Raw genomic sequence first — 22,741 nt, 5'->3', positions numbered from 1 at the left:
AGTTGAATTCTAGGTATTAATTAATTTGTAATTCATTTTTGTAGTGTAATCTAACGAATTTCCGGGGTTTAATCTAAAAAACAAAAAATTCTGGAAAGTATTCCAATTTAAAGATAGTATTTTGCCGTTCAAATTTATTGTTCGCTATTGATTGACCTTAATTCCATTTTCTGTGAAGCCATGGAAGAGTATAATTTTTTTACTTTTTACATATAAATTTACGCTAGATCAGTAAAAGAAATAGTATGGGCTAGGATGAAATAGATATAGAAAAACCACTAAACATCACATTGAATTATTTATATTAAAATATTTAAATTTTGAATATTTAATAATTGTAAGTTTTTAAACTATTTTAAAAAGTAAAATCGGTTAGCATAAATTACAAGGAAATAGTAAGATTAACCACTATAGCTCTTAAGGTCGATAGGAAGTCTTTTATATTTCAATTTTTAAAAAACAGGCAGCTTTTAGGTTGTTAAATTTAAGTGATAGCAATGTATATTATTACCATACACTCAACCATCTTTCATGAGCATTTGTAAATCTTAGTAGTAGGTTTTAAAAGTAAATAATCTAAAAATTTAATAACACACTTGTTAAGTTCAAAAACCATAGCCAAAAATTCTTTATTTCTATATTTTAGAATGTTTCTAAGTATGGGAGTAGGATTGTATACATCAAGAGTTGTTTTAAACACTTTAGGAATTGAAGATTTCGGAGTATACAATATCGTAGGAGGGATAGTTGTTCTCTTTGGTTTTTTTAATAGTGCTATGTCTTCAGCAACACAGCGGTTTTTGTCTTTTGATATTGGCAAAAACGATATAATTCAGTTGAATAAGACATTTAATGCTACTTTAAATATCCACTTTTTAATTGCTATAATTGTCCTTTTATTAGCTGAAACTGTAGGGCTTTGGTTTGTTAATTATAAATTAAATCTACCAGAAGATAGAATGATTGCAGTCAATTGGGTTTATCAATTTTCTGTTCTCACTTTTTTATTTGGGATTATTCAAGTGCCTTACAATGCACTGATTATTGCTAGAGAGCGTATGAATGTATACGCTTACATTAGTATTTTTGAAGTTGTCTTTAAATTACTGATAGTTTATATACTAGTTGTTGTAGATTACGACAAACTAAAGCTTTATGCCGTATTATTATTTTTAATAGCTTTCTGTATTCAATTAATTGAAAAGCAGTATTGTAAAAAACATTTTGAAGAGAGTAAGTACAGTTTTTATTATGATAAAGAGTACACAAAAATACTATTGTCTTTTTCGGGATGGAGCTTGTTCGGTAATATAGCATCTGTCGCTCGATCTCAAGGTAATAATATTCTGCTAAATTTATTTTTTGGAACGGTTTTAAACGCTTCATATGGTGTAGCAATGCAAGTACAAGGAGTTGTCACAACTTTTGTTTCTAACTTTCAGATGGCTGTAAATCCTCAAATTATAAAGCAGTATGCTGCAGGAAATAAGGAGCAATCTTTAAAATTGATTTATCAAAGTTCAAAACTATCTTTTTTCATTATGTTTCTAATTACTTGTCCCATTATTTTTAATGTGGATTATGTTTTAGAATTATGGTTAAAAAACCCTCCCAGTTACACGTCTATGTTTGTGATATTGAGTTTAATTAATATCTTAATTGATACAATTTCTGGACCTCTTATGATAGGAGCGCAAGCACACGGTAATATAAAATGGTATCAAGTTGTAATAGGGACATTAATTTTCTTGTGTTTACCTTTATCTTATCTCTTATTAAAATTATATAATGATCCTAAATTAGTGTTTTACGCCATTATTGGGGTGAATTTTATTTCTTTATTTTTAAGGATAGCTTTTCTTAAACATATGATAAAGCTTAATATTATTGATTTTATCAAGAATGTACTATTAAAAATTATATTTGTTGTTTCACTATTCTTAATGTTGTTTTATTTATTTATTAATAATATTGAATATGGCTCTGATTTTATGTTATTTGTTTTAAAATCAGTTGCTATAATTAGCTCTAATTTAATATTAATTTATTTTATTGGAATAAATCAAATGGAAAGAAGTTTTATTTTGTCATTTATAAAAAGAAAAATATGAATCTATTGAAAAAGAAAATAATGTTTGTATTGGGGGTAATATGTCTATTGCACTAGGATCTCATATTGGTGAGGGGAGTATCGTAGCAATGGGTTGTGTAGTCTCAGGTAAAATTCCAGCATTATCTATAATCGCAGGTAATCCTTGCAAAGTTATTTCACAAAGAGATAAAAACAATTATGAAGAAAACAAGAAAAAGGGAGCTATATACTTGAAAGCAAAAAAGCAAGGCTTAATTTCTCCTGAATATCACCACGGTTTTAGTGATAAAAATACTTAAAAAAATATTCTGCTTAACTTTTTGCATGCATTTAAATTCTTAATTTGAATGATCAAAAGATTTGAAACAGAAATACTAAATTTTCCAATTTTTTTTTAAATAATTCTATAATGCAAACAATTCTAAATTATCTCAAATGGTTTTTTTATTATGTAACTGGTAGCAAGCCAATTAAAGTATATTATTGGAAACAAGTTGTCAATTTTGGTGATCTCATAACTCGTGATTTATTAAGAAATTATGGATTTACTCCTGTGTGGTTTAATGAAAAAAGAGCTGATTTAATTTCTACAGGTAGTTTAATTGAACATCTTTCCCCCGCTTATGACGGCACTATTTTAGGAACAGGGGCAATCGATTCCAATACAAAAATACAATTCTTAAATGCCAAGATAATTGGTTTACGGGGCAAGTACACCAAAAGAAACTTGGGGATTGTTGATACAATTGTTTTGGGAGATCCAGGTCTATTAGCTGATAGATTGATTCAAAAAGATCGCTCTTTTAAAAAATTCGAATTGGGAATAATTCCTCACTATTCGGATGCAAATAATGCCGCAATCCAAAAATTAAAATTGAAATATGGCTCTGCTATTTCCATTATAAATGTGAGACAACAACCAATAACGGTGTTAAAAGAAATGGATGCCTGTAAGCACATCATTTCCTCCTCATTACATGGATTAATTTGTGCTGATTCACTAGGGATTCCTAATCGATGGATTAAACTTTCGGAATTACTTGGTAATGACTTTAAATTTAATGATTACTATTCTGTTTTTGATATAACACCAGAGTTTAAAGTATTGACAGGTTCCGAAAGTATAGAGGAGCTAATTCTAATGACTGAATCAATAGCAGAGGAAAAGGTAACAAAAATTAAAATTGATTTAGAAACCCAGTTTTTAAATTTAAAATTATGAAAATAAAAACTTTTGTAGTCAATCTAAAAGAGTCTGTCGATAGAAAATTATTTATGAATGCACAAATACAATTTTTCCCTGAATTGGATGTTGTTTTTCATGAAGCATTTGATGCCCGTAATATGCGTAAAGAGGATTTGATACATATATATGATGATGAAAAAGCGATTGCAACGGTAAATCGTTGTATGGTTCCTTCTGAAATTGGCGTTGCCAAAAGTCAATTAGGAGTAATGAAGCAAATTGCTAATGAATTTGATTTTGGACTTATTATGGAAGATGATCTTCTCATTAGTCCTTATTTTTCGGAATCTTTAGCAGAAGCAAGCACTTTTATTAATAATCCAAAGCCAAGAATTGTATTGTTTACACCTGTTCCTCATTACTCATTAATTGATTCGATGTGCATTAATAAAAGTCAAAACAGAGGATTATATAAAATTTGGGATGATGCAAGTTATGCAGCCTGCTATTTAATTAACAAAGCAGCTTGTGAAGTCATTCTTAATAAATACAAAACAATTTTTAATGTCATTGATAATTGGGGATATTTATTAAGGGAAACTGATATTGAAATTAGGGCAATTGTTCCTCACGTGGTTTCTTTTTCAAAATTTGGTTTGGCTGCGAGCACCATAAATTTTGACAATAAACGCGATTTAGAAATACAAAATAATGTAATCAAGACCTCACTAATTATTCGCTTGAATGACAAAATTACAAAGATATATCAGCATAATAAATATAAGGTAGTTAAAAACAAAAGAAATGTGTGGTATAATAAATTGGATATTATTCAATCAAGTTTTTAATAGTTGAATCCACCATTAAAAAAAAATACTTTATTATCAATATTATAAAATTTAAAAATCTCAAACAATATCTATTCATTTATAATTTGAAAATATTATTTCAGAAGAAGCAACAATATATTAGTGGCAATGGTAAAAAAGCATATTAAGGGATTAGATGGTCTGAGAGGATTAGCGGCAATTTTGGTAATATTGGGGCATGTTGAATTGATTAAGAAATCGTTAGGTTTAAAAAATTTAAATGATGGTGGAGGTCCGTTTATATTATATCTAGGAAATCATGCTGTAACATTCTTCTTTGTATTATCCGGATTTTTAATTACTTATTTGTTATTGAATGAAAAAGAATTTTATAGCAAAATCGAGATAAAAAATTTTTATTTGAGAAGATTACTAAGAATTTAGCCTCTTTATTATTTGTTGTTTATAGTTGGATATTTTATTTTACCATTAATAAGTAGTTGGCACGTAATAGTACCAAAATTAATTAGTGCGGAAAATTTTAATTCAAGTTTTATTTTGAATTTATTATTATTGCCAAATTTCGCATCAGAATTTAATCCTATTTGTTTCCAGAGTTGGTCTATAGGGGTGGAAGAGCAGTTTTACATTTTTTGGCCATTATTAGTTAATAGAATTTTTTCCGTGAAAAAGTTGACTGTTGTAATGGTCTTATTAGTAGTCTGTATTTACTTAATTAGGTCTTTGGTTATTATAAATCAATTTTCTGACTTTGAATTTTTTAATAGACTAAACTTGTTTTTTGGAGCATCACGTTTCGATAATATGGCAATAGGTGGCCTTCTAGCTATCTATTATAAAAAGAGCAATGAATTTAAGTTTAATTTTATCTCAAAAATTATTCTTTTAGTGAGTTTATTAATAATATTATTATCCATTTTTTCTATTGGATTTGGACTAGACAACATAATTGCCTCAATTGTATTTGCTTTTCTCATTCTTTATGTTATTGGACTTGATAACCAAATATTTCTTGAAAATAATACTCTTAAATATTTAGGAAAAGTTTCATATGGTATATATATGTATCATGTTTTAGGAATATATTTAGCAATAAATATACTTTTAAAAATTAACAAAAATTTTAATGGATTTGGAGTGTTAAATAATCTCTTTTTGTATTTTTTTTCAGTAGCCTTTACAATTATTATTTCACAAATAAGTTATAGATATTATGAATCTTATTTTTTAAAATTTAAAAAATAAATTCGTAATATTTAAAGAATTTTTAAGATTATAAACGAAAATAATATGAAAGAATTTAGGGCTAATATTGTAGTAGGTCATCCTTATTGGGGACGGGGAGGAGCTGAAATTGCTACAATGTACTTAATTTTAGCATTAAAAGATAAATATAATGTACATATTTTCACACGAGGTGGTTGGGATTTATCAGAATTAAATACTTGTGCGGGAACATCCATAAAAAAGTCTGAAATTGGGATTATTTATCCTCCGTTTTCAACCATATTGGGGCATACAACCGGTGGTGCCCTATGGGATGGGTTGTATCGGCGGTATTGCAGGATTATTGCTCCAAAATATGATTTATGTATTACCGCCTCGAGAGTTATTGATTGGGGAGTTCCTGCAATACATTTTCTTTCTGATGTAACCTGGAATAAAGAACTTAAAGAGAAGTTTAATTCAACTGAGTTAATTGTTAATAAGAGCTCGATTCGGTATGTTTTATTTCATTTTGGAAATTGGTTAGCAGGATCATCAAATCGCTCGACCACAATTCATGACACATTTGTAGCAAACTCAAAATGGACAGCATCTGTCTCTTCTAAATATTGCAAACGACCAATTAAAATTGTTTCACCGGTAATTCCTGGTGAATTTTTTATAAATGAATGGAAAAAGCGTGAAATTGCATTTGTACTTCTGGGCAGAATTTCACCCGAAAAAAAAATTGAAGAAGCTATAGCGATTTTGAAAAGTGTTAGAGAACGAGGGTATAATATATCATTGCATATTCTTGGCCAATTTGGTATAACTACATATGATAATTCGATTCAATTAATATGTAAGGAAGAAATGGAGTGGGTTAAATGTCTTGGTGCTGTATATGGTGAAAGTAAATCACGATTGTTAAGCACTTTTCGATTTGGAATCAGTTGCTGCGATTGTGAAGCGTTTGGAATTGCAACAGGAGAGATGGTTAAAGCCGGGGTACTGCCGTTCATTCCGTTCTATGGAGCCCAAAAAGAAATAGTCATGCGAGAAGAGCTAATTTATTATAATAAAGAAGAGGCGATAAATAAAATCACAAAGGTTTTAAATTGTGAAATATTACAGATAGAACTGCATCAGGATTTACTGCTGCAATCTAAGCAATTTTCAACTGAAAATTTTTCTCAGTCTGTTTTAGATATCGTTAAACACGAGATCATCGGGATTAAGGCCTAAAAAAAATAGTGTTATAATGTTATAGTGCGTTAGGAATCATTTTTTTATATGAAAAGAATATATTTAATAATAACTCCTTTTTTTCCATCTCAAGAATCATTTCGGGGGCCATATATTTACGATCAGGTAGTAGCTATTCAAAAAGAAGGGAATTATGATGTAGTTGTATTAAAACCAAAACAATTTTACAGTAATAAAAAAGATTATAAGTACGAAGGTGTAAACGTGTTCTTTTTCAACGTTTATGATTTGCCATCTGCAATGTTCCCGGGACTGTTTAATATTTTGGCGATTTCTTCGCTAAAAAGAAAATTGAGAAGTTTAAATATTGACTTAACACAAATCGCAGTAGTGCATTCACATGTAACTGTTGCAGGTATTTATGCTATTTATTTAAAGAAACGAGTTTCTACAATTAAGACAATAGTACAACACCACGGTTTCGATGTGCTAAGTTTATCAAATGGTATTTTCTCAAAATTTAAGTGGCATCGCAATTGGGTTAAAAATTATGGGATAGATATTTGTAATCAAATTGATTTACATGTAGGAGTAAGTGCTAAAACATTGGAATTTGTATCAGAAATCCCTGAAATCATAATTAAATCTCAATATGCACTTTACAATGGTGTGGATGAAAGTAAATTCCATCCTGTAATAGGAATAAAAGACCCTAACTATTTCACCATTGGATGCATTGCTAATTTTTGGCCCCTTAAAGATCAACTGACTTTAATAAAGGCAGTGGAGCTTTTAGTAAACAAAGGCTTTCAAAATCTAAGAATTACATTTATAGGTTCTGGATCAACTCTTCAGTCGTGTAAAGATTATGTTAAAGATAATGGTCTAAATAATTATATTGAATTTCTTGCAGAGATTAATCATGTGAAATTAAAAAATTATTATAATAAACTGGACTTATTTGTGTTGCCTTCATACTATGAAGCGTTTGGATGTGTTTACACTGAAGCATACGCTTGCGGAGTACCTTTTATCGCAGTCAAAGGGCAAGGAATTGGAGAATTGATTCCATCTGAAGAAACTAATCGCTGGTTAATTGATAAAGGGGATTATAAAAATCTGGGAAGCCTAATTCAAAAATATATGGAGAATAGATACATCCAGAATTTATCGCATTCCATTAATATTAATTTTTTAATTCATAAATTTTTAATTCACATAAATGAAATTGATTAAAATTTTATCGTTTATAATGGCTTTGGCCGCAGTTAATTCAATTATAAGTTTCACACCTGCAACACCTCAGTTTATTTACTACGGTTTTATGTTGATTCTATTATTTTTGGGAATATCAAAGAGTAATAATCGCATAAGTTTTTTAATTATTTGGTTATTAATAGCCAGTGGTATTAGTTTAGCTTTAAATGACATAGCTGAGTATTATAATCCTCTGGGCAGATTTCTGGTATTTTTACTCGGAATTTTAGTCTTATCGCCCATGCTCAGAGGAACTTATATTAACCAGATTAAAATCCATCTGTTTAAGTACACAAATATATTTTTATTATTAATTACTTTTTTATCGTTTTTAGGAAAAATAACAGCAGCATATTCTGTCTATGATTATGCTTCTCTTTTTTCTGGAATAACAACAGGATCAATGATAATGGCGCCCATTGCAGGGGTGTCGTTGCTTATTTGTTGCTGGAAAATATATGAGGACAATATTCACAAGAGGACAAAATATTATTTTATAATCTTGGCGACGACGTCATTGTTCTGTTTAATATTAGCGGGATCACGAGCAGCCTTAATGGGGGCTCTTTTGGCTGTTTTATTTTTATTTATGAAGTTATTTAGAGGTAGATTGACTAAAATGGTACAGGTGTTAGTTTTCATTCTATTTGTTCTGGCGGTAACTTCACCAATTTGGCTTAGTTATACAGAAACATTAACCACTAAGATGGAGTTTGCTGAAAGTCAAGGTGATCAGTTCAGTTCAAGAGCAGATCTTTGGGATTATAGAATACAGGAATTTACAGAAAGTCCAGTGTTTGGAATCGGTTTTGCGAATTCGCATTATGGTTTAATAGATACTGCCACAGGAAATGTTGAACCTGGTACTAGTTGGGGGGCTATTTTGGCAATGGTTGGACTATTAGGCGCCATGCCATTTTTAATATTAATTTTTAGATTTCTGTTTCATCTTTATTTTGATAAAATCAATAAATTAAATAGTGCTTTTCTTCTAGGAATATTAATTTTCTTTATTGTGCATTGGTTTGCTGAGGGATATATGCTTGCAGCTGGAAGCTTTCTGTTTTTCTATGCATGGCTGTCTTTAGGAGTCATGCAAGTTTATAAGGATACAAAAAAAATAGTAGTATTATGAAATTCATCTTCTGGCAAAATATTGTAAGTATGCATCAATCCAGTTTTTTACGCAATCTGGGGGAAAATCATCAAGTTGATCTTATAGTTTCTGATCAACTTGATGATTCAAGAAGAAAACAAGGATGGTCCATACCTAATTTAGGCAAGGTGAATATAAGTATTATTTCGAATGAAATTGATTTAAGAACAATTATAGATTCAGAGTGTATCCATATTTTCTCAGGAATATCTGCCTTCCCTTTTGTATATAGTGCTTTTAAAAAATCCATTAAAAAGGGTGTTACTATTGGTGTTATGTTAGAGCCTTTTGACGATATAGGAATTTTAGGATTAATTAGAAAATTTAAATACACTCTTTTAAGAATTCGTTACGCATCATCTATAGACTTTATACTTACTACGGGGGAAAAGGGCAGAATTTGCTATGAAGCAATAGGTTTTAAAAAGGAGACTATTTTTGATTGGGGATACTTTGTTGAAAATAATATTGTTTTAGATAAAAATTATTTAAAGCAAAAAGTGAGGTTTAAAGCTAATATATTATTTGTTGGAGAAATCAATAAAAATAAAAATATACTCAGTTTAATTGATAAGTGTATAGAGATCTTGACTGAGGAAGATCAATTGTGTATTGTAGGCAGCGGACCACTTTCAGTCCAATTATCAAATAAAATTGATAATTGTAGCACAATAAGATATTTGGGGAATATTCCGAATGAAAAAGTTATTCAATTAATGCAATCTTATGATTTATTAGTGCTTCCTAGTATATATGACGGTTGGGGTGCGGTAATCAACGAAGCATTACAAGCAGGGATGCAAGTGATTGCAAGTGAGAATTGTGGAGCAAGTATTTTATTAGATGGTTGTCATCGTGGAGAAGTTTTTTCTTTTTCTGGAAAAAATGATTTTGATCAGGTTCTTGCTAAATGGTTAAAAAAGGAGCCTTTGACTAAAGAGAAAAGAATTGAGATAGCCAAATGGAGTGCTAATCATATCTCTGGTGAAGTAGCGGCATCTTACTTTGAATCGGTAATTCGCTTTACTTTAGGGAATGAAGTCACAAGGCCTATTGCACCATGGCTAAAGAAGTAAGTAGAAAAGTTTATCGTAAAGATTTTTGAATTTTTATATTGTATGAAGAAAGTATTAGCATTTATTGATTGGTATAAACCGGGTTATAAGGCTGGGGGCACAATTACGGCTTTTAGTAATTTTGTTGATTATTTGGAAGATGATTTTGAGTTCAATATAATTACGCGTGATACGGACTATTGTGATAAAGAATCTTATGCTTCTGTAGTTAGTGATGAATGGAATTCGATTTCTAAATCAAATGTTTATTATATTTCAAGACCAAAATTAAATTTCAAGAGAATTAAAAAAATAATATCAATTGAAAGTTACGACTACGTTTATGTTAATGGAATTTTTTCATTTTATTTTTCTGTATTACCACTTTTGATTATTAGAAATACTCAGGTTATCGTCAATCCTCATGGAATGCTCTCTAAACAAGCATTTAGTATTAAAAATAATAAGAAAATAATTTTTTTAAAAATAATTAATTTTTTAAACCTTTATAATAAAACCGTATTTCACGTCGCTAATGAAGAGGAAGCCCAGGCGGTTAAGGAGCGAATCAAAGTCTTTCAAGAAATTAAAATAGCAAATCAATTACCTAGAAAGCTAAAACATGAGAATTTTAAAAAAAAAATTAAAAAGAATGAAATTCTTTGTTTAATATCAGTTGCTCGAATTTCACCAGAGAAGGGTACTAAATATATTTTCGAATTCTTAAGTAAAATTCAAAATACTAAAATTGTTTTAGATTTATATGGACCTATATATAATAAGGAATACTGGAAAGAATGTCAGTCAGTAATTACGAAGTTACCAGAAAACATTACAGTTAACTACAAAGGGAGTGTTGATGGAAGTACAATGAATGATGTATTACAAAATTATCATTTTTTTATATTGCCTTCAGAAGGAGAGAATTTTGGTCATGCAATATTGGAAGCTTTGTCCGCGGGTTGTCCGGTAATTATTTCGGATAAGACTCCGTGGAAATCATTAGAATCAAAAAAAATTGGATGGGATTTACCATTAGATAATCCACAGAAATTTGTAGATGCTATTGAAAAAGCTTCAGGAATGAACCAGAGTATTTATAACGAGTGGTCGAACAATGCGGTTACTTTCGCAAAAAAATTCTGTAACAATCCCGAAATTTTAGAGGAAAACAGAAAATTGTTTTTTTAATCTAACTACAAAACACATGAAAATTGATTTGTCTAAGTATAATAATTCTTGGTACAACCCGGGACCCAAATGGAAGCAAATTTTGTGGTATTTTGTAAGCGTGTTGTTTTTCGTTATACCTTTAAATCCAATTTCAGGGCTTAAAATTCTATTATTAAGGTTATTTGGTGCAAAGGTTGGAAATGAAGTGCATATAAAGCCTGGAGTTACTATAAAATATCCATGGTTACTGGAAATAGGTAATCACGTTTGGATTGGTGAAAACGTTTGGATAGATAATTTAGCAAAAGTCACTATAGAAAGTAATGTATGTATTTCACAAGGTGCGATGTTATTGTGTGGGAATCACAATTATAAAAAAGTAACTTTTGATTTAATCATTGGAGAAATACATTTAAAGGAGGGCTCTTGGATAGGTGCAAAGTCTATAGTTTGCCCCGGAGTTACGTTATATTCTCATGCTATTTTAGCCGTAGGTTCCATAGCTACGAGCAATCTAGATTCTTTAGGAATCTATCAAGGTAATCCTGCCGTAAAAATAAGACAGAGAAAAATAGAAGAATAAAAATGAAAATTTCCATAATAACAGTCTGTTACAATAGTGACGCGACTCTTGAAAAGACTATACTTTCCGTTGGCGGTCAAACCTACAAAAATATTGAACACATTATTGTTGATGGTCTGTCTTCCGACAATACGGTTAAAATTATTCAGAAACACCAAGATAAAATTGCGCATTGGATTTCTGAACCTGACAAAGGTCTATATGATGCAATGAATAAAGGAATTGAGATGGCAACAGGGGATATAGTAGGGATTTTGAATTCTGATGATACTTTCTTTTCCAAGGCTGTTCTTTCTGAAATTGCACTTTTTCATACTAAGAATACCATAGATGCTTCTGTCGGCAATATTATACAGCACAAGGCCGATGGCAAAGTAGTTCGAGCGTATTCTTCGAAATATTGGAAGCCTGAAAAATTAAAAATTGGATTTATGCCGCCGCATCCTTCGATTTTTTTTAGAAGAACTTTATTTAACACATTGGGCTTCTATGAGCTTGGATTTATTATTGGTGCCGATTATGAATTGATTACCCGCTTTTTTCTTAAAGCAAATATAAGTTGGAAGTATTCAGGAATAACAACAACAGCCATGTTAGTGGGTGGTTTGAGTAGTTCTGGTAGTAGTTCTTATCAACTCATTACAACAGAAATTCAAAAAGCACTTACAATGAATGGATTGTATTTTTCACCGTTTAAAATTAAGATGCGATTTGCATGGAAAATAATAGGATTTTTAAAGAAATGAACAGTAAAAAAAAAATTTACATTACTGGAATAACCGGTTTTGTAGGACAAAATCTTAGTCTGTATTTGGCTAACGAATTTGATCTTCATGGTATTTCCCGAAATAAAAAGCAGGGTATATTGACGTATGAAATGTTTCTGCAAGATGATTTGCCATACGATGCTGTCGTCCATTTAGCAGGCAAAGCGCATGACCTTAAAAATACCTCCCATAACAGCGAATATTATGAGGTGAATTTTGAATTGACAAAGCGCTTGTACGATCAATTTTTACAGTCGGATGCTAAGAAATTCATTTATATCAGTTCTGTAAAAGCTTCTGCAGATATAGTTGTTTCGCCTTTGACAGAAGAAGCAATACCCAATCCCATTACTGCCTATGGAAAATCAAAACTAATGGCGGAAGAGTATATTCTATCCAATTTATCTGCTACTAAAACAGTATATATTTTGCGTCCCTGTATGATCCATGGACCAGGAAATAAGGGAAATTTGAATTTGTTGTTTGCTCTAGTAAGCAAAGGTTTTCCTTGGCCTTTGGGCGCTTTTGTAAATCAACGTTCTTTTTGTAGTATTGAAAATTTATGTTTCATTATAAAGAATTTATTAGCTCAGGAATCTATTCCCACAGGTGTATATAATGTAGCTGATGATGAATCCCTTTCCACTAACCAACTAATCGAATTAATTGCTGCTACACAAAATAAGCGTGCTAAGATACTGACCATTTCAAAAAAATTGATTGTCGTTGCAGCAAAAATTGGAGATTATTTCTCTTTGCCACTCAATGCAGAACGCTTGCAAAAACTAACCGAAAGTTATGTGGTGAGTAATCGAAAAATTGTTAAAGCTTTACATAAGCCACTTCCTGTCAATGCAAAAGACGGCTTGGTAAAAACATTTCAATCCTTTAAATAATAATGCACTATACATTAATTACATTTATTCTGTTTCTCGCGGCATTAGTTTATTTTAAAATAGCTGATGTATACAATATCATTGACAAACCAAATCACAGAAGTGCGCATACTGAAATTACAATTCGGGGAGGAGGCGTACTATTCTGGTTTGCGGCACTATTTTATTTTGCGCAACATAGTGATGCTTATTATCTTTTTTTTACAGGGATTACAATAGTGAGCATGGTCAGTTTTTGGGATGATATTCAGAGTTTGCCCAATAAAATTCGAATACTGGCACATTTCAGTGCAATTAGTTTATTGTTTTATAATCTCAATGTTTTTGAGATCCTACCTTGGTGGGGGATTCTACTTACTTACATTGCCGCAATTGGTATCATTAACGCCTATAATTTTATGGACGGTATCAATGGAATGACAGGGCTTTACACGATTGTAGTATTGGGTTCGCTTTGGTACGTTAACCATTATGTTTTTGAATTTATTGATGGTACATTCATTATATATCCGATTTTAGCCAGTATAGTTTTCCTTTTTTTTAATTATAGAAAAAGAGCCAAATGTTTTGCTGGGGACGTAGGTAGTATTTCTATAGCTTTTTGGATTATTTATCTTATTTTAAAATTGATATTGAATACTGAATCTTTAGTTTGGTTGCTATTTTTAGGTGTTTATGGAGTTGAAACAGTAGCAACAATTCTACATAGAATTTATTTGAAAGAGAATATATTTGAAGCGCACCGTTGGCATTTGTATCAAGTTTTAAGCAATGGCTACAAAATGCAACATCGACTAGTCTCTTTTTTATATGCTTTTCTGCAAATGGTAATATCCACAATTGTTATTACGATGCATACTATTTTAAATGATTTTATTTTATTTGCTATTGTACTAGTGCCTTTGTTGCTACTGTATTGTGTTAAGTTTTATCTCTTGAAGAAAATTTTATATTAGGAATGAAAATACAAATTTTTGAAGGTGACGTTCTTAAAGATGAAAGAGGTTCTGTTTCTTTTGTAAATGATTTTAAATTTAAAGATATTGAAAGATTTTATATCATAACTAATGCTCCTGAAAATCCTATAAGAGCCTGGCAAGGTCATAAATTTGATACGAAAAATTTTTATTGCATTCAGGGAGCTTTTAAGATATCTTTTGTGAAAATTGATAATTGGGAGTCTCCATCAGCTAATTTAACAGTAGAAAGTGTCATACTACAAGAAAATTCAAATATAGTTTTGAGTATTCCTGCTGGTTTTGCAAATGCTATTCAATCCTTGGAAGTTAACTCACGATTAATGTCCTTTTCAACTCTCGCTCTGGATAAAGTCAAAGAAGATGATGTTCGTTTTCATTCAAATACTTGGAATCCAGATGGCGTCAAGTAGAATATATTTATCTGTGCCACATATGGGTGGAACCGAACAAAAGTTTGTTCAAGAAGCTTTTGTTACTAACTATATTTCGACAGCCGGTTTTAATATTGGCGAATTAGAAAGGAATCTCAGAAATTATCTCGGAAATGAAGCGCATGTAGGAGCACTCACTTCTGGAACAGCAGCCATTCATTTGGGTTTGGTTCTGCTAGGCGTTCAAGCTGGAGATACTGTGCTTTGTCAAAGCATGACTTTTTCGGCTTCAGCCAATCCTATTTTGTATCAAGGCGCTATTCCCATTTTTATAGACAGCGAAGAGGACACATGGAATTTATGTCCTGTAGCGCTAGAGGAAGCGATCCGTAGTGAAATTGAAAAAGGCAAAAAGCCAAAAGCCATTATAGCGGTTCATCTTTATGGAGTACCGTATAAAATTGAAGCAGTACGAGCGGTTGCTGATGTGTATGGAATTCCTATTCTGGAAGACAGTGCTGAAGCCTTAGGAAGCAGTTTCAAAGGTCAAAAATGCGGTACTTTTGGGGATATTGGAGTCTTGTCATTCAATGGTAATAAAATCATTACAACCTCTGGTGGTGGAGCTATTGTAACACCAACGGTTGCGCTCAAAGAAAAAGCCATTTTTTTTGCTACGCAATCCAGAGATGCAGCACCTCATTATCAGCACAGCGAAATAGGATACAATTACCGCATGAGTAATATTTGTGCAGGTATAGGTCGAGGCCAAATGGAAGTGTTGGATGCACACGTACAATTGCGTAGGGATATGCATGATTTTTATGTTGATGTATTCAAAGATATAGCGGCGGTAAGTGTTTTCACTGTTCCTAACTCGGACTACTTTGCTAATTATTGGCTAACCGCTATTTTAGTTGCCCCCGATGCCGCGAAAGGGATTGACCGAGAAGCACTGAGACTGGCTTTGGATCAGGCAAATATTGAATCGCGTCCCTTGTGGAAACCAATGCACTTACAACCTATTTTCGAGCACTATCCGTATTACGGCAACAAAGTAGCGGAAACTCTGTTTGAAAACGGTCTGTGTCTGCCATCTGGGTCTAATTTAACAGATAACGAAAGAATAAGAATAAAGGAAGCTGTATTGGCTTTCTTCTCGAAAGAGTAGGGGTATACTTTTAAAAATACGGTACAGCCGTCAATTGTTTCGGTGTACGGTTCTCGATACACCCCGCTAAAAAGCGGTCCACTCGAACTGACGCGTTCTCGTTTTTCAGACATTCTCGCTCACCAGAACGTCACATCGAGTGTTTTTGGCTTGAAAGTTTAGATTTAAAAAACAAATCGCAATCAGACAAAAAAGTATCGAGAAGTTTGTGTTTGCAACGGTTCTCGATACACCCCGCTAAAAAGCGGGCCACTCGAACTGACGGATTGATTATACAAATTTCACTATTCTAATCCTTAACGTCACTTCGAGTGTTTTTGGCTAGAAAGTTTAGGTTTATAAAACAAATCGCAATCAGCCAAAAAAGTATCGAGAAGTTTTGTGTTTGCAACGGTTCTCGATACACCCCGCTAAAAAGCGGGCCACTCGAACTGACGCGTTCTCGTTTTTTAGACATTCTCGCTCACCAGAACGTCACTTCGAGTGTTTTTGGCTATGAAAGTTTAGAATTAAAAACAAATCGCCATTAGCCAAAAAAGTATCGAGAAGTTTGTCTTTGTAACGGTTCTCGATACATCCCGCTAAAAAGCGGGCCACTCGAACTGACGCGTTCCCAATACACGCCGCTAAAACGTATTATATTTCGTAAAAGAAGTTTTAAAATATACGCTACAAGTATTTTATTCGTTTAGATATAAAAAAAGGCAGTTGCGTAGCAGCAACTATTTTATTTCCTATATTTGATTTGCATTTTTCAATCAAAAAAACATCACTTAAAATAAGACCAATTAAATTGAGTATTCCTATCAATAAAAAAGTATCCCAGTTCATTTCTGAACTTACGACAGCGTTAAATCGTAGAATGAACTTGCATAATTTAGGCTATTTACCCCGGTGGATTATCGTCAGCATTGATATGCTGATTTTAATGTTTTGTTTTTTCTCTACTTACATGATATTTAGAGGAATCGGCATGAATTATATTGCAACATCTCATAATATTACATTCATTAGTTCTTTTTTTGGGCTCAATTTGTTTTTCTTTTGGTTATTCAGGACCTATTCTGGTATCATCCGCCATTCCTCCAATATTGATGCAGTGAAATTGCTCTTCTCGCAACTGTCGGTTTTGGTTTTGTTTCTTCTATTTAATTTTATCAGTCAGATTTTTTTTAAAGAAAAGCCCTTCCTCAACACCGCACTTTTTATCAATATCGTGCTTTCTTTTTGTGCTTTGTTTTTGTATCGTGTAGTAGTGAAACAAACTTTTGAACTGTACTTCTCCGAAAAAAGTAATGCTAAATTAATTCGTACGGTAATCTATGGTACGGATGCCAATGCGATATCAGTTGCTAACGCTTTAAAGTTCGAAACTCCTACACGTTTTAAAATTGTTGGGTTCGTAGACAAGAACAATCAAAACGCTTCCAAGAGAATGTTGGATTTGCCTATTTTAGTGCAAAAGAAAAAGTTGCCTGCATTAATGCGTTCCGTTGGTGCGGGAAGTGTCATTATTGCGGACAAAGGATTGTCACGAGAGGAGCAAATTGTTATTGTGGATCAATGCTTGGAATACAATTTCAAAGTTTTTACAGTGCCTTTAATTTCGGATTGGGAGAATCAAAAAGAGATTTCCCAGAAAGTGAAGACCATTCAAATTGAAGATCTTCTTGAACGCAAACCAATTGTGCTGGACAGTAAAGCGATTTCTAAACAATTGAAGGATAAGGTAATTTTGATTACTGGTGCAGCTGGTTCCATAGGAAGTGAAATCGTTCGTCAAGTTTTGGTTTTTAATCCAAAAAAAATTATTATGCTGGATCAGGCAGAGACACCGCTCCATCACTTGCAATTAGAAACAGAAAGCATTAGCACTACGGCAAAAATACGAACCGTCATCGCCGATATTAGAAATGTGGAGGCGATGGATATGGTCTTTAAAACATACCATCCCCAAGTAGTCTTTCATGCTGCGGCGTACAAGCACGTGCCGTTAATGGAAGAAAATCCATGTCAAGCCATTTTTACCAATATAAAGGGAACCAAAAATCTTGCTGATTTAGCTTGTTTGTATAATGTGAAAAAATTCGTCATGGTCTCAACAGACAAAGCGGTAAATCCCAGCAATGTTATGGGGGCCAGTAAAAGAATTGCCGAAAAATATGTACAGTCGCTGCAGCTCAGAGATCAAAAAGAGAAGGGAACAGGGGCTACTAAATTCATTACTACCCGTTTTGGGAACGTATTAGGCTCCAATGGTTCGGTTGTCCCTTTGTTTACCAAACAAATTGCCGAAGGCGGACCACTAACGATTACCCATAAAGACATCATTCGTTATTTTATGACCATTCCAGAGGCCTGCCAATTAGTGCTGGAAGCCGGAGCAATGGGAAATGGAGGTGAAATATACATTTTTGACATGGGGAAACCAGTCAAAATTATTGACTTGGCGCGAAAGATGATTAAGTTAGCAGGATTTATTCCAGAGCGAGACATTAAGATTGAGATTGTAGGATTGCGTCCGGGAGAAAAACTTTATGAAGAACTGCTCAATGATACATCCAAGTCCATCCCAACGCACCATGCTAAAATCATGATTGCACAAGAACTTCAAGAAGAGTTTGAAGCCCTGCATACAGATATCAATGAATTGATTAATCTTTCTAATTTGTTTGCAAACGACGCTATAGTGGCTCAAATGAAAAAGATTGTGCCGGAGTTTAAAAGTATGAATTCGACGTATGAACTTTTAGATAAATAATTGGACAACCCTGTTGCAGACGTAGGGAAAAGATAGAACTCATTATTTTTTTAATTTTTGTTTGATTTCTATCTTTAATGAAACACTTGAGTGTTAGTATAATTATTTTTTGCAAGTAATCGCATTTCGTTTTGTTTGAAGAATTAAAAGTAAAAGTATTTTGTGATCCCTTGTTTTAAGTAGTTTTAGTTTCATTGTAGGCTGACTTCAATGCCACTTGACAATAAAAACGAAGTCCTAGTAAATGGTACTGCTGAATGTCTAAAAATAATATAATAATAATCCCTATATTTGCGCCCTTTTAAAATTTACTCTATGAAATACTTTTTCTTATTAAAAAAATCGATCCTATTTTTGTTTTTAGTGTTGTTGGGCTCTTGTGCATCTAAAAAAGACATGATTTATTACCAGGATATTGATGCTGTGGCAGGAGAAGAGAAATTAAATTCGTATGAAATTAAAATACAGCCCGATGATTTGCTGCAGATTTCGGTTTATGCCGAGGATCCTGAAATTGCAAAATCTTTTAGTTTGAATGTTTCTAGCGAAACGGTTGCTGGTGCTACTGCTGGTTCTGTTTATTTAGTAGATGCTTATGGATTTATTGATTTTCCTACTTTGGGAAAGCTGAAAGTGAGTGGTTTGTCCAGAACCAATGTACTTGAGATATTAGATGCTAAAATTTCACGATACATCAAAAAACCGATAATTAGTCTTCGCATTACAAATTTTAAAGTGTCTGTTCAGGGAGAGGTTAATGCTCCAGGATCTTATCCTATTGCTTCGGAACGAATTACATTAATTGAAGCTTTGAGTATGGCTAAAGATTTAACGGTGTATGGAAAAAGAAACAATATTTTAATCATTCGAGAAATTGACGGTGTGAAATCCTATAATAGAGTAGACATCAGTAAAGCGGGTTTTATGAATACGCCCTTTTATTACTTGGCGCAAAATGATGTCGTCTATGTGGAGCCTAATCAAAATAAAATCAACGGATCAGCAGTGGGTCCGAGTACGGGGTTGATATTCTCAGTTATGTCCATCTTGATTGCTTTAACCACATTAATTATTACTTCTTCAAAATAAAACAGTTTCATGGAAAATAATATGTTAAATGAAAATTCAGAACAGGATTTTCAAATAAGGGCTGTTGTAGATCAGTACGCATCCCATTGGAGATGGTTTGTATTAGGGGTTTTTGTCAGTTTGTTTGGCGCCTACCTCTATTTAAGGTATAACGTTCCACAGTACCGCGCGGCGACGACTATTTTAGTAAAAGATGAAAAGAAGGGTGGACTGTCCTCAGAATTATCTGCTTTTGCTGATATGGGAATTGGTGGTGGAAAAAGCAACCTCGATAATGAAATAGAAATACTCAAATCCAGAACTTTGGTGGAGAGTACCGTTCGCAAAATGAATTTGAATATCGCCTTTGTAGTGGAGGGTAAAGTAATCAATACTAATTTGTACAAAAATGCTCCAATTTTAATCAATTATTTAGAACAAAAGCCTGATTTTTACAGTACAAGCCGGTCTTATCAATTTTTGGCGCTGTCGGAATCTACTTTTCAGTTTGAAGACCTGTTGGGTCAAGGGAATGTGTTGGAAGGAAATAAAAAAGTTTTTCGCTATGGAGAACCGGTGAAGACGAAATATGGTACGTTAGTGCTAAATAAATCGCTTGTTAACCCAAGGCCTTATAATGAAGATGTAAATCCAATCAATATTGTAATTAGTCCGCTTGAAAATGTAGCCGCGAGTTACAGAGCCCGTTTGAATGTAGCTCCATTAAGCAAAACAAGTAGTATTGTCGAGCTTTCTCTCGTAGATCCTGTACGGCAAAAAGCGGAAGATTTTTTGGATAATTTAGTTCAAAATTACAATGAGGATGCTGCCGCTGATAAAAATTTTATTTCTGAAAACACCTCTAAGTTTATAGCTAATAGATTGGCCTTGATCACCGACGAATTGGACGGTGTAGAGCAAAATGTTCAGAATTTTAAAAATGCGAATCAGGTAACAGACATCGAAACAGAGGCAGGACTTTTTATTACGGGGTCTAATGAATACGATAAAAAAGGCATAGAGACTGATATACAATTGAATGTTATTTCGTCGATGGTCGATTTTATAAAAAAAAGCAAGCCGTCTGATTTATTGCCTACAAATATTGTAAGCGGGGAAGCTACTGAATTAATAGGATCTTACAATCAGTTGGTTTTAGACCGGAACAGAATCTTGAAATCGGCTACCGATGTTAATCCTACTGTGATTAAACTGAATGAGCAATTGGCGTCCTTAAAGTCAAATGTTGCATCAAGTTTGAGTCGCATGCAATCCAATCTAAGGATTCAAAAAAGAGATCTCAACAATCAGGAGGGGCTTTTGAATCAAAAAATAGGTAAAATTCCGGTTCAGGAACGGCAGTTTAGGGTGATAGCCAGACAACAAAAAGTAAAAGAAGAGCTGTACTTGTATTTGTTGCAAAAAAGAGAGGAAACAGCTATTTCTTTAGCAGCAACAGAGTCTAGTGCCAGAGTAGTCGATTCTGCTAAAGGTTCGGATGTTCCTGTTTCTCCTAAAAAAAATATTATTTATTTGGGTGCACTACTGTTGGGTATTTTAGTTCCATTTGGAGTGATTTACGTAATGGATTTGTTAGACACTAAAATAAAGAGCCGCTTGGATTTAGATGGAAAAACGTTAATTCCTTTTATAGGAGATGTACCAACCTCAGATACGCCGTCGGAAATCATCAAATCAGAAAGCAGAACAAGTTCAGCCGAGGCTTTGCGAATTATAAGAACAAACCTGGAGTTTATGCTTAGCAAGGTTCCAGACGGTCAGGCTAAAACTATTTTTTTAACCTCCACTTTTCCTAAAGAGGGGAAAACGTTTGTCTCTGCTAATCTAGCTGCTACTTTTGCACTTTCAGGGAAAAAGGTTTTATTGATTGGAATGGATATCAGGAATCCTAGATTAGATGAGTACTTAACTTTGCCGGATCGCGGTGTTACTAATTATTTGTCTTCTAAAAATTTAGTTCTAGAGGATCTTATTGTAAAATACGAGGGGTTTGAAGATTTCCATGTACTGCCTGCTGGTGTAATTCCGCCTAATCCTGCTGAGTTATTGATGAATAAGAAAGTAGACACCCTTTTTGAAACGCTAAAAAATCAATACGATTATATCATTGTAGATACAGCTCCAGTAAGTCTAGTTACAGATACAATATTAATTGCAAAGCATGCAGATTGTTTTATTTATGTGGCTCGTGCCAATTTCTTAGAGAAGAGAATGCTGAATATTGCCAACACCTTATACAAAGAGCAAAAGTTGCCTAATATGTGTTTGCTACTTAATGATACCGATTCAACAAAAGGGTATGGATATGGTTATGGCTATGGTGTCAAGGTTGAAAAAGCACCTTGGTATAAAAAAATATTTAAAATGTAATTTTTCTACCGCACCACTTTTAAAAAGGTTTATAAAGAATTAATTTCTTTGTAAACCTTTTTTTTATTTAAAGTGTTTTGTCTTCTATAGTTTGATTTGAGCTATAGCAGTATTTCAAATAAATAAAATAAATGATTCCTGCTAAAGTGGGATACCGTATTCGGTGTTCAGTCAGCCACTTTTAAAAGATCACGTTTAATAATTTGTCAAAAAGTAAGCTTGTTTGTGTTGTGAATTAATAGTACAGTTCGCTTTGATCACTTACTTTTTTTGTAGCCACTGATTCAAAGGATTCTCAGGGATTGATTCAGTTAATCTAATTCACTTTTTCTTTCATCTTGTGAAACATTGAAATTGGTAGTAAAAAAATGTTTTGCTGCAGTTTCTACTAAATACTAAAAAGTTATATCACTTATAGGTTTCAAAATAGTAAGAAAATAAGAAAAAGGTTAGTTCTTATTTTACAGCGACCTTAAGTAGCCCAATTTTTTAAAACTCTTGAATTCAATTAATAAATGCGAAAGTTAGGAATCTCAAAGAAAGATGAAATATTTTTTCAGAACAAAGAAAAGAAAATTAATTCTTTTCCCTG

At 32.6% G+C, this 22,741-nt stretch carries 18 protein-coding genes and 1 pseudogene; all 19 read left to right on the top strand.

Annotated elements, in window-relative coordinates:
- Positions 1-659 precede the first annotated feature (659 nt).
- The 19 genes and pseudogenes from BUC11_RS01940 (at position 660) to BUC11_RS01845 (ending at position 22,149) form a co-directional block, all read left to right on the top strand.
- Positions 660-2,111 carry a lipopolysaccharide biosynthesis protein gene (locus BUC11_RS01940; RefSeq protein ID WP_245793702.1) on the top strand — a complete coding sequence of 484 codons (1,452 nt, stop codon included), beginning with the start codon at positions 660-662 and terminating at the stop codon, positions 2,109-2,111.
- Positions 2,112-2,151: 40 nt separating this feature from the next.
- Complete coding sequence (locus BUC11_RS01935; RefSeq protein WP_073351386.1) at positions 2,152-2,391, top strand: acyltransferase; 240 nt, start codon at positions 2,152-2,154, stop codon at positions 2,389-2,391.
- Between the two features lie 110 nt (positions 2,392-2,501).
- Positions 2,502-3,314 (top strand): polysaccharide pyruvyl transferase family protein, encoded by an 813-nt coding sequence (locus tag BUC11_RS01930; RefSeq protein WP_073351384.1) that lies wholly within the window; start codon positions 2,502-2,504, stop codon positions 3,312-3,314.
- Positions 3,311-4,126: a glycosyltransferase family 25 protein gene (locus BUC11_RS01925; protein WP_073351381.1), complete on the top strand. Its 816-nt coding sequence runs from the start codon at positions 3,311-3,313 to the stop codon at positions 4,124-4,126. Before BUC11_RS01930 ends, BUC11_RS01925 begins: the two co-directional genes overlap by 4 nt.
- Before the next feature lie 129 nt (positions 4,127-4,255).
- Positions 4,256-5,353 (top strand): annotated as a pseudogene (locus tag BUC11_RS01915) (acyltransferase family protein).
- A gap of 45 nt (positions 5,354-5,398) precedes the next feature.
- The gene (locus BUC11_RS01910; protein ID WP_073351375.1) at positions 5,399-6,559 is read left to right on the top strand and encodes a glycosyltransferase; all 1,161 of its coding nucleotides are present in this window, start codon (positions 5,399-5,401) and stop codon (positions 6,557-6,559) included.
- Between the two features lie 48 nt (positions 6,560-6,607).
- Positions 6,608-7,756, top strand: a complete 1,149-nt coding sequence (locus BUC11_RS01905) for a glycosyltransferase family 4 protein (protein ID WP_073351373.1) — start codon at positions 6,608-6,610, stop codon at positions 7,754-7,756.
- A gap of 16 nt (positions 7,757-7,772) precedes the next feature.
- Positions 7,773-8,912, top strand: coding sequence for an O-antigen ligase family protein (locus BUC11_RS01900; RefSeq protein ID WP_175547720.1), 1,140 nt, complete (start codon positions 7,773-7,775; stop codon positions 8,910-8,912).
- On the top strand, positions 8,909-10,009 hold the full coding sequence (locus BUC11_RS01895; protein ID WP_073351369.1) for a glycosyltransferase family 4 protein: 1,101 nt from the start codon (positions 8,909-8,911) through the stop codon (positions 10,007-10,009). Before BUC11_RS01900 ends, BUC11_RS01895 begins: the two co-directional genes overlap by 4 nt.
- Positions 10,010-10,051: 42 nt before the next feature.
- Positions 10,052-11,179, top strand: a complete 1,128-nt coding sequence (locus BUC11_RS01890; RefSeq protein WP_073351366.1) for a glycosyltransferase family 4 protein — start codon at positions 10,052-10,054, stop codon at positions 11,177-11,179.
- A gap of 16 nt (positions 11,180-11,195) precedes the next feature.
- Positions 11,196-11,744, top strand: coding sequence for a WcaF family extracellular polysaccharide biosynthesis acetyltransferase (locus BUC11_RS01885; RefSeq protein ID WP_073351361.1), 549 nt, complete (start codon positions 11,196-11,198; stop codon positions 11,742-11,744).
- Positions 11,745-11,746: 2 nt separating this feature from the next.
- Positions 11,747-12,490, top strand: a complete 744-nt coding sequence (locus BUC11_RS01880) for a glycosyltransferase family 2 protein (protein WP_073351359.1) — start codon at positions 11,747-11,749, stop codon at positions 12,488-12,490.
- Complete coding sequence (locus BUC11_RS01875; RefSeq protein ID WP_245793700.1) at positions 12,460-13,407, top strand: NAD-dependent epimerase/dehydratase family protein; 948 nt, start codon at positions 12,460-12,462, stop codon at positions 13,405-13,407. The genes BUC11_RS01880 and BUC11_RS01875 overlap by 31 nt, the downstream gene beginning before the upstream one ends.
- A 2-nt stretch (positions 13,408-13,409) precedes the next feature.
- Entirely contained in the window at positions 13,410-14,363 is a 954-nt protein-coding gene (locus BUC11_RS01870; protein WP_073351357.1) for an MraY family glycosyltransferase, read from the top strand.
- Positions 14,364-14,365: 2 nt separating this feature from the next.
- Positions 14,366-14,797: a WxcM-like domain-containing protein gene (locus BUC11_RS01865; RefSeq protein ID WP_073351355.1), complete on the top strand. Its 432-nt coding sequence runs from the start codon at positions 14,366-14,368 to the stop codon at positions 14,795-14,797.
- The gene (locus BUC11_RS01860; RefSeq protein WP_073351353.1) at positions 14,784-15,929 is read left to right on the top strand and encodes a DegT/DnrJ/EryC1/StrS family aminotransferase; all 1,146 of its coding nucleotides are present in this window, start codon (positions 14,784-14,786) and stop codon (positions 15,927-15,929) included. The genes BUC11_RS01865 and BUC11_RS01860 overlap by 14 nt, the downstream gene beginning before the upstream one ends.
- Before the next feature lie 862 nt (positions 15,930-16,791).
- A complete protein-coding gene (locus BUC11_RS01855; protein ID WP_084129477.1) occupies positions 16,792-18,690 on the top strand; it encodes a polysaccharide biosynthesis protein in 1,899 nt (632 codons plus the stop codon).
- 315 nt (positions 18,691-19,005) lie between these two features.
- Entirely contained in the window at positions 19,006-19,779 is a 774-nt protein-coding gene (locus BUC11_RS01850; protein WP_073351351.1) for a polysaccharide biosynthesis/export family protein, read from the top strand.
- A 9-nt stretch (positions 19,780-19,788) separates the two neighbouring features.
- A complete protein-coding gene (locus BUC11_RS01845) occupies positions 19,789-22,149 on the top strand; it encodes a GumC family protein (protein ID WP_073351349.1) in 2,361 nt (786 codons plus the stop codon).
- The last annotated feature ends 592 nt before the right edge of the window (positions 22,150-22,741 follow it).

The sequence above is a fragment of the Flavobacterium xanthum genome, assembly GCF_900142695.1.
GTDB lineage: Bacteria > Bacteroidota > Bacteroidia > Flavobacteriales > Flavobacteriaceae > Flavobacterium > Flavobacterium xanthum.
This window is presented reverse-complemented; position numbering and strand designations above follow the sequence as displayed.